This window comes from Rhodococcus daqingensis (genome assembly GCF_042665615.1).
Taxonomy (GTDB): Bacteria; Actinomycetota; Actinomycetes; order Mycobacteriales; family Mycobacteriaceae; genus Rhodococcus_G; species Rhodococcus_G daqingensis.
Genome location: NZ_JBHTCS010000002.1, coordinates 134,132 through 146,303, shown reverse-complemented (window position 1 = coordinate 146,303; position 12,172 = coordinate 134,132). Strand labels below are relative to the sequence as shown.

Sequence of the window (12,172 nt, the reverse complement as noted above, 5' to 3'; positions counted from 1 at the left end):
AACATGCAGGATGACAACGCGTGTTGTCAATGGCTACTGCGGCAAAGCCGCACAAACGCAAATGCCGCACACCCACAGGGGTGTGCGGCATCGGCGTTTGTGTGCCTAGCGGCGCTTCAGCGGCGCATCAGAACGCGGCTTCGTCGAGCTCCATGATGTCGTTGTCGGTGTTCGCGACGATGCCGCGGCTCGCGGTCAGCTCGGGCAGCACGTTCTTCGCGAAGAAGGACGCGGTGGCGACCTTGCCCTCGTAGAACGACTTGTCCTTGTCGGCGGCACCGGCGTCGAGCGCCTTGATGGCGATCTCGGCCTGCTCCAGCAGGCGCCAGCCGATGAGCAGGTCGCCGACGGACATCAGGAAGCGCACGGAGCCGAGGCCGACCTTGTACAGCTCGGTGGTCTGCTCCTGCGCGCCCATCAGGAAACCGGTCAGGGTCGCGGCCATCGCCTGGACGTCCTCGAGCGCGGTGGCGAGCAGCGCGCGCTCCGACTTGAGGCGGTTGTCGGCGTCCTCGCGCTCGATGAACTTCTTGACCTCGCCGGCCACGTGGGCCAGGGCGACGCCGCGGTCGCGGGCGATCTTGCGGAAGAAGAAGTCCTGCGCCTGGATCGCGGTGGTGCCCTCGTACAGCGAGTCGATCTTCGCGTCGCGGATGTACTGCTCGATCGGGTAGTCCTGCAGGAAGCCCGAGCCGCCGAGGGTCTGCAGGCTGTCCGTCAGGTACTGATAGGCCCGCTCGGAGCCGACGCCCTTGACGATCGGGAGCAGCAGGTCGTTGACGCGGAACGCGAGGTCCTTGTCGGCGCCGGAGACCAGCTTCGCGGTCGCCTCGTCCTGGTGCGCGGCGGTGTAGAGGTACACCGAGCGCAGGCCCTCCGCGTACGCCTTCTGCATGGCCAGCGCGCGGCGGACGTCCGGGTGGTGGGTGATGGTCACGCGCGGCGCGGCCTTGTCGGTCATCTGGGTCAGGTCGGCACCCTGGACGCGCTCCTTGGCGTACGCCAGCGCGTTGAGGTAGCCGGTCGACAGGGTGGAGATGGCCTTGGTGCCGACCATCATGCGGGCGTGCTCGATGACGTCGAACATCTGGGCGATGCCGTTGTGGACCTCGCCGACCAGCCAGCCCTTGGCGGGGATGCCGTGGCCGCCGAAGGTGAGCTCACAGGTCGCGGAGGCCTTGAGGCCCATCTTGTGCTCGACACCGGTGACGAAGACGCCGTTGCGCTCGCCCATCTCGTTCTTCTCGAAATCGAAGTGGGTGCTCGGCACGAAGAACAGGCTCAGGCCCTTGGTGCCCGGTCCTGCGCCCTCGGGGCGGGCCAGGACCAGGTGGAAGATGTTCTCGAACAGGTCGTCGGAGACCGCCGAGGTGATGAACCGCTTGACGCCCTCGATGTGCCAGCTGCCGTCGTCCTGCTTGATGGCCTTGGTGCGGCCGGCGCCGACGTCCGAGCCGGCATCCGGCTCGGTCAGCACCATGGTGGCGCCCCAGCCGCGCTCGACGCAGGTCTCGGCCCACTTCTTCTGCTCGTCGGTGCCGTTCTCGAACAGCACGCCCGCGAAGGACGGGCCCGCGGCGTACATGAAGGCGGCCGGCTGCGCACCGAGCAGCATCTCGGCGATGGCCCAGACCACGGTGCGGGGAGCGGCGACGCCGCCGATCTCCTCCTGCAGGCCCATCCGGTACCACTCGCCGTCCCACATGGCCTTGAAGGAGGCCTTGAACGACTCGGGCAGCGCCAGCGTGTGGGTCTCGGGGTCGAAGACGGGCGGGTTGCGGTCCGCGTCGGCGAATGCCTCGGCGAGCGGGCCCTCGGCCAGCTTGGCGACCTCGCCGAGCATGGTGCGGACCGTGTCCGCGTCCAGGTCGCCCCAGGCGCCCTCGCTCAGCGGCTTCTCGAGACCGAGTACCTCGAAGAGGTTGAACTCCAGGTCACGGACGTTGCTCTTGTAATGGCCCATGTCTTCTTCTCCCGTTGAGACGGTGCGGTCTAGCTGTGTCAAGTACCGCCCAAGTAGCTACTCGTCGGTAACTTAGCCGATATTACTCGGCATTCAGTTAGCTGCCAAGAGAGGGCCGCCTTCCCACGACCAGCGCATCGATCGCGGTGCCGGTATCGGTGTGCCGGTACCGCCGCTCCGCGACGGTGGGGATCACCGCATCGCCCAGCTCGTCGACCAGCTCCGTTGGGGTGTAGAGGATCTCGATGTCCTGCGGCCCGCCCACGCCCTCCGAGATGTTGGTCGCGTCGTGTCCGAGGACCAGCAGCGTGCCGCCGGGCCGGAGCGCGGCCGCGGCCCGGCGGAGCATTCTTGGTCGCTCATTCGGCGAAAGATGCAGGTAAACGACGAGAACCAGGTCATACTCCGGCTGGAGTTCGATCTTCGTCACATCGCCGTGCACCCACTCGAGTCGTTCGCGCACGGACCGCGGCAGTGGCGCGGCGGCCCTCGCTCCCTTCTCGAGGGCCACCGAGGAGAAGTCCACCGCGGTGACCTGCCAGCCACGAGTGGCCAGCCACAACGCATTTCGGCCCTCGCCGCAGGCGAGATCCAGGGCCCGTCCCGCGGGCAGGGAGGTCGCGAACTCCATCACCACCGCGTTGGCGGGCGCGCCCCAGACCAGCTCGGTGCCTGCGTACTTCTCGTCCCAGTCCTGTGCGTCCATTGCGGTGACGGTAGTGGTGCGCCGCCTGCCGACGCTCACCGATGGAGGGTGGTGCGCATCAACAGGACGTTGTAGTTGGAGTGCACGGTGGTGAGGTAGTACAGGTCGGGTCCGGTGGACCAGGGATGGATGTACGCGCCGTAGGCGGTGGGCAGTTCCCGGGCGTCGAGCAGTACCTCCGGAGGGCTCCAGGGGCCGGTGGGCGACGGTGAGCGCCGCATCACCACCGAGTTGAAGTTGTCGGTGGTGAGCATCAGGTACTGGCCGAGGAACTGGTTGAACTGCACCGACAGCTCGGCGACACCGCCGAACACGATGGGCGCGGCCACGTTCGGGTCGCCCTTCTTCCACTCATGGCCGTTCCAGTACTCGTAGGCGCCGAGGTCGCGGATCTGCTTCTCCGGCACCCGGGCCAGGTGGACGAGTCCGCCGCGGCCCGGCGGGGTGCCGTACTGGTAGACGAAGCCTCCGTCCTTGACGAAGGCGCTCATCTGGAAGTTCCGGTTGCCTGCGGTGGCGGGGCGGTTCGTCTCGGGTGCGGGGGTCCAGTTCTCCCCGTTGTCGGTGGAGAACGCGAGCCCCGAGTAGTTGGTTTCCCACCGGCCCGGCTCGCCCCAGTTCTTGACCGACATCAGCGACATGTACTGCACGCCGTCCACCGCGACACCGGCGGTCGGGATCCTGCTGATCTCGACGAACGGGATCTTCGGGCTGGGGATCAATTCCTTGGCCTGGCCGAGGAAGTCGCGAGGCGAGCTGTCAAAGGTCATGCCGTCGGCGAGATTTCGATCGGCGCTACGGAAGAGGGTGTTGCTCCGCCACGACCAGAGGCTTCCGTTCAAGAGATTCGGGATGCCGAGCCCGGCCGAATCGCCGAACGCGGTGAGTATCTCGCCGTTTCCGTTGTCCCACATGATGCCGAGGTCGGTGCCGAGGACGTTGGCGTCCTGGGTTCGGTTCGGGCTGAGCAGTCCGGTCGCCTGGGCGACGGCCGAGGAGCGGCCGTTCAACGCCGGCAATCCATTGGTCCCGTTGAGCCCGGGAATCGGGTTCACCGTGTTCGGATCTGCGGATGCAGGACCGGCCAGCAGGAGCAGCGCCGCCGCCCCGAGTGCCGATGCCTGCACGAATCTCTTGGAAACTCCCACGATCACACCACCCCATCGACGTTCCATCGCGACTGTTGGACCATGTATGCAGGCGCACCCGAGGCTCGAGCCGCGAAGCGCACGCCATTTGCCGATCCTAATGACGCCTCGCCCGGATTGCAGGGATTCACGGGGATACCCTGTATTCATGTTGCCGGTGGTCGATTTCGGCGGGCTGACCAGTGCGCGGGGGCGGCTGGCGCTGCGCCAGGCGACGCATGAGGTCGGCTTCTTCTACCTGACCGGGCACGGGGTGCCGAGGGTGCTGATCGAGGAGGTGCTCGGAGTAGCCCGCAGGTTCTTCGCGCTGCCGGTCGACGAGAAGATGTCGATCGAGATGCTTGGCAGCCCGCATTTTCGGGGCTACACCCGGCTCGGTGGCGAGCTCACCGAGGGGCGCACGGACTGGCGGGAGCAGATCGACATCGGCCCCGAGCGATCGGCGATCCCGGGCGCGGTCGGGTTCTGGAACCTGCAGGGGCCGAACCGCTGGCCCACGGCGCTCCCCGAGCTGAGGGACACCATCATCCGCTGGGACGCCGAGCTGTCGCGGCTGGGCCTCGAGCTGTTGCGGGAGTGGGCGGTCTCGCTGGGGGCGAGGGCCGACGTGTTCGACCCGGCGTTCGCGGCCGACCCCGCGACCCTGATCAAGGTGGTGCGCTATCCGGGGCATCGTGTCGGCGAGGTGGTGGGCCACGAGAGTGATCAGGGTGTCGGCGCCCACAAGGACGCCGGCGTGCTGACCCTGCTGCTGGTCGAGCCGCGGTCGAGCGGGCTGCAGGTGGAGGGTAGCGACGGCGGCTGGATCGACGCGCCGCCGTTGCCGGGGGCGTTCATCGTCAACATCGGCGAGTTGCTCGAGGTGGCGACGGCCGGATACCTGCGGGCGACCAGGCACCGGGTGCTCTCGCCGCCCGGATCGCCGGACCGGATCTCGGTGCCGTACTTCTTCAACCCCGCGTTGGACGCGGTCGTGCCGGTGCTGACGCTGCCGGCGGACCTGGCCGGCCGGGCGCGCGGGGTCAGCGCCGATCCGGACAACCCGATCTTCGACACCTATGGCGCGAACGCATGGAAGAGCCGGGTGCGCGCGCACCCGGATGTGGCGGCGCGGTGGGGATACACCAGCTGACCGGACATCGGGTCCGGGGCTGTGGACCCCGTCACCCTGTGGGCTGGATCACCGTCCAGTTTCCTTTGGCGCTACGGTGTCCAACGAGGAGAGTTCGTGGGTTCCGCCCGAGCATCCGAGCGGAACCTACTAGAGGAGACAGACCATGGGTGCAGTGATCGCGAACTCCACGGAGCTTCGTCCGTCGGCGATCCTCGGACTCGGCGTGTTCCGGCCCGAGCGGGTAGTGAGCAACGACGAGATCTGTGAGCTCATCGACTCGAACGACGAGTGGATCCAGTCCCGTTCGGGCATCCGCAACCGCCGGTTCGCGGGTGAGAACGAGAGCGTCGTGGCGATGTCCATCGACGCCGGTCGTCGCGCGCTGGCGGCGAGCGGTGTCGACGCCGCGCAGGTCGGTGCCGTCATCGTCGCCACCTCGACCTATCCCGTGCAGACCCCGCCTGCCTCGGCGCTGGTCGCGGACGCCCTCGGCACCGGCGGCGCGGGCGCGATCGACGTCGCGGCGGGTTGTGCCGGCTTCTGCTACGCGCTGAGCCTGGCCTCCGACATGGTCCGGGTCGGCACCGAGCGGTACGTGCTGGTGATCGGCGTCGAGCGGATGAGCGATGCCACCGAGCCCACCGATCGGTCGGTGCGTTTCATCTTCGGTGACGGAGCGGGCGCGGTGGTGGTCGGTCGCGGCGAGGAGACCGGTATCGGCCCCGTCGTGTGGGGCTCGGACGGGTCGCAGGGCACCGCCATCCGCCAGGTCCCGGACTGGGTGGACTTCGCGACCAACCCGAACCAGGAGCGGCCCTGGATCAAGATGGAGGGCACCTCGGTCTTCCGCTGGGCGGCCTTCGAGATGGGCAAGATCGCCCAGCAGGTGCTGGACAAGTCCGGGGTCGCGATGGAGGACCTTGATGCGTTCATCCCGCACCAGGCGAATGCGCGCATCACCGAGGTGATCGCGCGCGGCATGCGCCTGCCCGAGTCGGTGGTCGTGTCCAACGACATCGCGGAGACCGGGAACACCTCCGCCGCCTCGATCCCGCTGGCCATGGAGGAGCTGCTGCGCACCGGGAAGGCCAAGCCGGGCGACACCACGCTGCTGCTCGCCTTCGGCGCCGGCCTGGCCTATGCGGGTCAGGTCGTCAAGATGCCGGTGCTGGCCGAGAGTTGATCGGGGCGGGGCACCCATTCCCGGACGAGGGGCATCCCCGCGCGATCGGCGCGGTGGGTGCCCTTTGTCGTGTCCGGGGCTAGCGCGACGTGGTGAGCGGTCCGCCGTCGGCCCCGGCTCGGCGTCGCTTCGCCGCCTCTGCGGCGTCAGCGCGGGCGATGATCCGCCCGATGAGGACCGCGATGGGGACCGACAGCACCGCCCACACGATTACCCCGACTGCTACGACCATCATCTCAGTCTGCCAGCAATCGTGTGCCCCATCACAGCAAACTGGACGACCGTGCAGTCAATTTCCGACATGCCCAACGTTAGCGCAGGTAATGATGTGCCGCACGTCCCACGGCGGGCGGCCGGGGTCGGCGCCGTTCTTCGGTGTCGCCACGGACCCGGCCGGTGCCGGGAACCGCTGTGGCCGAGACGAACTGGGCACCCGCGGGGATCTCGTAGTCAGATCAGGGCGCAAACTTCCCGACGGCGTCCAGGTTGGCGAACACCTCACCGGCCGTGAAGAGGTTGGCGCCGGCCGCCTCGTTGAGGGCCTGCGCGAAGTAGGGGGTGAAGCGGAACGGCCAGTACGTGGGGCCGATCCCGCCGCCGTGCGGCGTCATGAGGGTCGGCATCATCTCATTCATGTTGTAGGTGGCGACCATCCTCTCGCCCTGGGCTACCCCGTTGATCTTCGCGGTCCCGTAGGCGCCGTCCATCCGCAGCCAGATGTTCTCGACCGAAACAGAGTTCCCGGTCTTGCTGATGAACTTCGGCCCGCCGGGGTAGTACACGCCCATGCATGCGTCGACATGGTTGGTGTGCGAGCCGATCGGCAGATAGAGACCGGTCTTCCCGGGCTTGGCCTGGAACGGCGTGATGCCTTCGACCGCGATCTCGTTTTCGTTCAGCTGCGCGACGATTCGCTGGGGGAAATCGAAGTTGGCATATCCGAACGGCGTGAAGTACGGCATTCTCATGCACCCGGTCTGGGCAGTCGCCAAGGGCGACTGAAGTGTGAGCGCCAGAACCAGGATGATCGCCGAAGCGACAGCTCCTACAAACGCACGCAAGATACGCATCTCTGCTCCAATCTTCGGGTTTGTTCGGCGTGGCACCGGGCGACGGGCAGCGCCAAAGGAGCGCAAAGGAACGCCAAGGAGCGCAAAGCGCCGAGAAGCGCCGAGGAGCGCCGTGAAGAGCGCCAAGGAGCCTCACCTGGTCGCCAAGAAGCCTCGTATCGTACGGTACGCGCCCCGCGCCCGGCATCAAATCGCTATTTTGCTGGGATCGACGACCGTGACGTTCACGGCGGGCAGCCGGAATACGCTTGGGCCGGACCACGAATAGGCCTCGCCTGACGACAAACGGCGGGTGCGTCACCTTACGGTGACGCACCCGCCGTGGGGCGAGCGGTTCGATCAGGAGCCGAAGATGCTGCCCGCCGAGCCGCTACCGCCGGGGGTTCCGACTGCGGTCACGTTGACCACGTGCGCGTCCGAGGTGGAGCCGAGGAAGCCGGCCGCGCCGCTGTAGACGGCGGTGATGCCGTGCGCGCCGACGGTGCCGAACGCGTGCGAGAGCGTCGCGGTGCCGTTGGACACCGGCACCGGGGCGCCGATCGCGGTGACGCCGTCGAAGAACTGCACGGTGCCGCCCGCCTGGCTCGGTGCCACGGTGGCGGTGAGCGTCACGGCCTGGTTCTGGGTGGCCGGGGTCGGGGCGTCCAGCCTGGTGGTGGTGGTCGCCTCGTTCGGTGCCGGGACGGAGACCGTGACGGTCCTGGCCGCCGCCGTCGACGGGGCCGAGCCGGGCGCCCCGCTGAACGACGCGGTGATCGAGTGGCTGCCCGCGGAGTCGAAGGTGTGCGCGAGCGTGGCCACACCGCCGGCGACGGTCACCGGTGCGCCGATCGGCGCGCCGCCGTCGAGGAACTGCACCGTGCCGCCGTTCGGCGCGGGTGCGACGGTCGCGGCCAGGCCCACCGACACCCCGGTCTTCGCGTGGCTCGGGGTGGTCAGCACCGTGGTCGTGTCGACGGTGGGGACGCTGACCTCGACCGAATGCGGCGCCGAGGTCGAGCCGGCGAATCCGGGTGCGCCGCTGTAGACCGCGGTGATGGCGTGCGCGCCCGCGGTGGCGAAGGTGTGGCTCAGGGTGGCGGTGGCGCCGCTGAGGGTGACCGGTCCACCGATGTTGTCGTCGCCGTCCTTGAACTGGACAGTGCCGCCCGCGGGGGCGGGGCTGACGGTGGCCGTGAGATCAACGGCCGCACCGGTGTTCGCGCTGGCAGGCGCGGCGACCGCGGTGGTCGTGGCCGCGTTCGGCGGGGCGGTCACGTTGATCGTGGCCAGCGGGCCCGCGCCCGCGTTGAGCGGGACGCCGCTGCCGGGGTCCGTGCCGTTCTTCGGCACGCACCGGGTGGCGGACCAGTAGGACACCGAGAACACCGGGTCCTTCTCGCGGACCAGGGAGGTGAAGAAGTTCTCGTCGGCCTTGTAGTTCGCGGCCGCCCCCGTGGTGCGAATCTTCGGGGTGACCACGGATCCGGCCGGGCCGGCCACGGCCGTCACCTCGATCGCCGGCAGTCGGTACGGGGTGTCGCCGGAGCCAGCGGCGTTCACGACGATGCCGCCCTCGGCGCCGTCGTTGGTGCTCGGGCCGTTGCCGACGGTCTCGTTGTTGCCGGACAGGCGCAGGATCGTGCCGGTGGCGGAGGGGCTACCGTTCTCGGCCACCCGGGTGACCGTCGGCGCCGATCCGGCCAGGTTGACCCCGGTGCCGGGAACCACGGTGGCCGAGACGAACTGGGCGCCCGCGGGGATCTCGTAGTCGAACTTGATCCGGGACAGGCTCGATCGGATGCGGAGGTTCTCTCCGTTGCGCGCCAGCGTCATCGTCTCGGGCTGGAGGCGGTAGGTGAAGGTCTCGCCGGTGACGACACTGGCGGGTGCGTCGACGGTCACGCCGGTGCCGATCGACTTGTGGGTGTTGTCCAGCAGGCTCTTGAACTTGCCCCAGCACGCGGCGTCAAAGCCGGTGGTGGTGGGAGCTGCCGACGCCGGTGCGGCCAACAGCAGTGCGCCTGCCGTCAATCCGACGGCCGCGAGGGCCGCCGCGCCGCGGCGCAGGGGGATGGGGGATGTCACAACTACTCCTGAGGGGGTGGGTCTGGGGGGTGCGATCAGGAACCGAACGGGCTGCCGGTCGAGCCGCTGCCGCCAGGGGTTCCGGCGGCCGAGGCGGTCACCGCGAAGGTCGAGGACGTGGAGGCCACGAAGCCCGGTGCCCCGCTGTAGACGGCGGTGATGCCGTGCTCGCCCGCGGAGGTGAAGGTGTGCGGCAGGATCGCGGTCCCGTTCACCACGGTCACCGGTCCACCGATCGCGGTGGTGCCGTCCATGAACTGGACGGTGCCGCCGGACGGGGAGGGGGTGACCGTCGCGGAGAGGTCGATCGGCGTGTTGACGGTGGCCGTGCTCAGCGCGGTCACCTTGGTCACCGTTGCCACGTCGGTCGGAGCGGGGGCGTTGACGTCGATGGTCTGCGAGGCGGAGTTCGATGCCAGGAATCCGGCGCTGCCGGAGTAGGAGGCGCTGATGTTGCGGTGCCCGGTGGTGGTGAACGTGTGCGCCAGGGTGGCCACGCCGCCCACGACCTCGACGGGTGCGCCGATCGGGGTGTTGTCGGCCTTGAACTGGACGGTGCCGCCCGTCGGCGCGGGTGCGATCGTCGCGGACAGGCCCACGGCGGAACCCGTGGTCGCGGTGGCGGGTGCGGTCAGGGTGGTGGCGGTGGCGACGTCGACGGGAGCCGGTCCCTGGACCTCCACCGTCGCGGCCGCGGAGGTGGAGCCGGCGAAGCCGGTCGCGCCGCTGTAGACCGCGGTGACGGAGTGGGCGCCAGCGGACCCGAAGGTGTGGCTGCGGGTGGCGGTGCCGCCGGTGAGGTTGACCGGCGCGCCGATGTTGGTGTCGCCGTCCTTGAACTGGACGGTGCCGCCGGTCGGGGCCGGGGACACCGACGCGGACAGGTCGACGGCGGTGCCGGTGGTCGCGGCGGCGGGTGCGGTCAGGGTGGTCGCGGTGGCCACGGCGGCCGCGACGACGTTGACGGTGGCCAGCGGGCCGCCGCCGGCGTTGAGCGCTCCACCGCTGCTGTCCTTGGGCACGCAGCGGGTGGGCGCCCACACGGTGCCGACGAACGGGGCGCTGGCCTTCGCCAGGGAGGTGCTGTAGTTCTCGTCGCTGTTGTAGGAGGCGGCGTTCCCGGTCACCCGCAGCTTCGGGGTGATGGTGCCTGCGGCTCCCGCCACGACCGTGACGTCCACGGCGGGCAGCTGGAAGACGCTGTTGCCGCCGGAGTTGTTGGTGCCGTCGAGGTTCTTCTTCAGCTTGGGGGCGGTGATGCCGCCCTCGCTGTTGCCGCTCGCGGAGGGGCCGTTGCCGATGGTCTGGTTGTTGCCGGAGAGGCGCAGGATCGGGCCGGCGGCGTCGACGGTGCCGGAGGTGTTCACGCGAAGCACGTTCGGGGCGACCCCGCCGAGGTTGGCGCCGGTGCCCGCCGCCACGACGGCGTTCACGAACGTCGAGTTCGCGGGGATCTCGAAGTCGAACTTCAGCCGTGACAGTCCGGCGGTGGTGCCACCGGACTGGGAATCCGGGTACGAGCCGGGGCCCGGCTGGATCCGGTAGGTGAACGTCTCGCCGGGGGCAACGGTCGCGGGCGCTGTCACCGAGGCCGACGCCGCGACAACCTGATGCTGGGGACCGGCGAGCGAGGTCGACGGCGTGGCCTGGCAGGAGGTCTGGAAGTTGACGGTGCCGGCGTGCGCGGGCCCGCCGATGAGGGCGAGTCCGGCGGTCAGGGCGAGGACGCCGACGGGCGCCACGGAGCGGCGCAGGGTGGATCGAGGCATGGTGACCCGGTCTTTCGGAGAGTGGGAGGTCAAAGATCCGAGTAGAGCACAACCGGGTGGGTTTGATTACGGGATTGAGTGAAATGATTGAACACTTGTCCAGATGCCCGGTCCCGTGAGGTTCCGGATACGACGAAGGGCGCCTCCGCGAACGGAGACGCCCCTCGGGGTCTGTCGGGTCGCGCCGTGCGGCGCGTGCCCGGAGACGAAGTCGCTTTAGACGGTGCGAACGCCGGTGGCCTGCGGGCCCTTCTGGCCCTGGCCGATCTCGAACTCCACGCGCTGGCCCTCGTCGAGGGACTTGAAGCCGCTGCCCTGGATCTCGGAGTAGTGAACGAACACGTCGGGTCCGTCACCGTCCTGCTCGATGAAGCCGAAACCCTTTTCGCCGTTGAACCACTTCACGGTGCCTTGTGCCACGTTATTACTCCTGTTACTGCGAGCCGGATCCTCAGGTCGAGAACCCTGGTCTCGAGCTAAGGATGCCACCTCGTTGTCGCTCCGTCTACGGCGGGGAGTACTTTGTGGGGTTCTCGACGCTCCTAGCGGTGTGCCGGTCGCCTGCTTCCCACGAACTCCAGCGCCTCGCGGGCCAACGAGATCCACGTCCGATCGTCGTCGACGGTCACGGTCAGCCATTCCTTCATCGGCCTGCCCTTGCCGGCGTCGAACGTCCCGCCCATTCCGCTCCCCACCAGGGATTCGACCCGCACCCGGGGCAGCTTCACGACGAGTCGGCCGCCCGTCAGCATGGCGAAGATGGAGCCGTTGACCTTGAGCGCGCCCGACCCGAACCCGCGCCGGGTGCAATGTTCGGGCACCGTCACGCCCGCGAGGCCGGCGAACTCGTCGACCAGCGCGGAAAAGCGCTCCTCGGGGTCCACGACTCAATTCGACCGCGATCCCGGGCCTGGCGCAACCTCCGGAAGATCGCCGAATCGAGTAGTCGGGTACGCGTGTGATATCGGTCCCGCGTCGGGAGACTGAGTGGTGGGCCCGCGTGATCCCGGGTCGTTCCATGCCGGAGAACCCATGAGAGACGTAGTCGTGTTGCTGCCGGGCATCGGTGGATCCGTCCTGGCCCGGGCGGCGAACCGGTAGGAACCGGGACCGATGAGTCACCGCCGGGCCGCGCGTTCGAGGAACTGGAGA

11 protein-coding genes are annotated in these 12,172 nt (G+C 68.8%); 2 read left to right on the top strand and 9 right to left on the bottom strand.

Annotated features, from left to right (window positions below):
- Positions 1-127 precede the first annotated feature (127 nt).
- The 3 genes from ACFQS9_RS01990 to ACFQS9_RS01980 form a co-directional block, all read right to left on the bottom strand.
- On the bottom strand, positions 128-1,963 hold the full coding sequence (locus ACFQS9_RS01990) for an acyl-CoA dehydrogenase (protein WP_378401030.1): 1,836 nt from the start codon (positions 1,961-1,963) through the stop codon (positions 128-130).
- Positions 1,964-2,060: 97 nt separating this feature from the next.
- A complete protein-coding gene (locus ACFQS9_RS01985; RefSeq protein ID WP_378401028.1) occupies positions 2,061-2,669 on the bottom strand; it encodes a class I SAM-dependent methyltransferase in 609 nt (202 codons plus the stop codon).
- A gap of 35 nt (positions 2,670-2,704) precedes the next feature.
- Positions 2,705-3,844 (bottom strand): DUF4185 domain-containing protein, encoded by a 1,140-nt coding sequence (locus tag ACFQS9_RS01980; protein ID WP_378401026.1) that lies wholly within the window; start codon positions 3,842-3,844, stop codon positions 2,705-2,707.
- A 121-nt stretch (positions 3,845-3,965) separates the two neighbouring features.
- Here ACFQS9_RS01980 and ACFQS9_RS01975 point away from each other — a divergent pair, with 121 nt between their 5' ends.
- Together ACFQS9_RS01975 and ACFQS9_RS01970 are read left to right on the top strand one after the other, a co-directional pair.
- Positions 3,966-4,949 carry an isopenicillin N synthase family dioxygenase gene (locus ACFQS9_RS01975; RefSeq protein ID WP_378401024.1) on the top strand — a complete coding sequence of 328 codons (984 nt, stop codon included), beginning with the start codon at positions 3,966-3,968 and terminating at the stop codon, positions 4,947-4,949.
- Positions 4,950-5,094: 145 nt separating this feature from the next.
- The gene (locus ACFQS9_RS01970; protein ID WP_378401022.1) at positions 5,095-6,114 is read left to right on the top strand and encodes a beta-ketoacyl-ACP synthase III; all 1,020 of its coding nucleotides are present in this window, start codon (positions 5,095-5,097) and stop codon (positions 6,112-6,114) included.
- A 79-nt stretch (positions 6,115-6,193) separates the two neighbouring features.
- Here ACFQS9_RS01970 and ACFQS9_RS01965 read toward each other — a convergent pair whose 3' ends face one another.
- From ACFQS9_RS01965 to ACFQS9_RS01940, 6 genes are all read right to left on the bottom strand, one after another.
- On the bottom strand, positions 6,194-6,346 hold the full coding sequence (locus ACFQS9_RS01965) for a hypothetical protein (RefSeq protein ID WP_378401020.1): 153 nt from the start codon (positions 6,344-6,346) through the stop codon (positions 6,194-6,196).
- A 223-nt stretch (positions 6,347-6,569) separates the two neighbouring features.
- Positions 6,570-7,184: a hypothetical protein gene (locus tag ACFQS9_RS01960; protein WP_378401018.1), complete on the bottom strand. Its 615-nt coding sequence runs from the start codon at positions 7,182-7,184 to the stop codon at positions 6,570-6,572.
- Between the two features lie 339 nt (positions 7,185-7,523).
- The gene (locus ACFQS9_RS01955) at positions 7,524-9,251 is read right to left on the bottom strand and encodes an Ig-like domain-containing protein (RefSeq protein WP_378401016.1); all 1,728 of its coding nucleotides are present in this window, start codon (positions 9,249-9,251) and stop codon (positions 7,524-7,526) included.
- Positions 9,252-9,286: 35 nt separating this feature from the next.
- Positions 9,287-11,020 carry an Ig-like domain repeat protein gene (locus ACFQS9_RS01950; protein ID WP_378401014.1) on the bottom strand — a complete coding sequence of 578 codons (1,734 nt, stop codon included), beginning with the start codon at positions 11,018-11,020 and terminating at the stop codon, positions 9,287-9,289.
- A 216-nt stretch (positions 11,021-11,236) separates the two neighbouring features.
- On the bottom strand, positions 11,237-11,440 hold the full coding sequence (locus tag ACFQS9_RS01945; protein ID WP_027502787.1) for a cold-shock protein: 204 nt from the start codon (positions 11,438-11,440) through the stop codon (positions 11,237-11,239).
- A gap of 122 nt (positions 11,441-11,562) precedes the next feature.
- Positions 11,563-11,904 carry a hypothetical protein gene (locus ACFQS9_RS01940; protein WP_378401011.1) on the bottom strand — a complete coding sequence of 114 codons (342 nt, stop codon included), beginning with the start codon at positions 11,902-11,904 and terminating at the stop codon, positions 11,563-11,565.
- Positions 11,905-12,172 lie beyond the last annotated feature (268 nt).

Excerpts from the sequence above, each read along its gene's own strand:
- ACFQS9_RS01990 (WP_378401030.1), bottom strand. The coding sequence starts at position 1,963 with ATGGGCCATTACAAGAGCAACGTCCGTGACCTGGAGTTCAACCTCTTC.
- ACFQS9_RS01985 (WP_378401028.1), bottom strand. The coding sequence starts at position 2,669 with ATGGACGCACAGGACTGGGACGAGAAGTACGCAGGCACCGAGCTGGTC.
- ACFQS9_RS01980 (WP_378401026.1), bottom strand. The coding sequence starts at position 3,844 with ATGGAACGTCGATGGGGTGGTGTGATCGTGGGAGTTTCCAAGAGATTC.
- ACFQS9_RS01975 (WP_378401024.1), top strand. The coding sequence starts at position 3,966 with ATGTTGCCGGTGGTCGATTTCGGCGGGCTGACCAGTGCGCGGGGGCGG.
- ACFQS9_RS01970 (WP_378401022.1), top strand. The coding sequence starts at position 5,095 with ATGGGTGCAGTGATCGCGAACTCCACGGAGCTTCGTCCGTCGGCGATC.
- ACFQS9_RS01965 (WP_378401020.1), bottom strand. The coding sequence starts at position 6,346 with ATGGTCGTAGCAGTCGGGGTAATCGTGTGGGCGGTGCTGTCGGTCCCC.
- ACFQS9_RS01960 (WP_378401018.1), bottom strand. The coding sequence starts at position 7,184 with ATGCGTATCTTGCGTGCGTTTGTAGGAGCTGTCGCTTCGGCGATCATC.
- ACFQS9_RS01950 (WP_378401014.1), bottom strand. The coding sequence starts at position 11,020 with ATGCCTCGATCCACCCTGCGCCGCTCCGTGGCGCCCGTCGGCGTCCTC.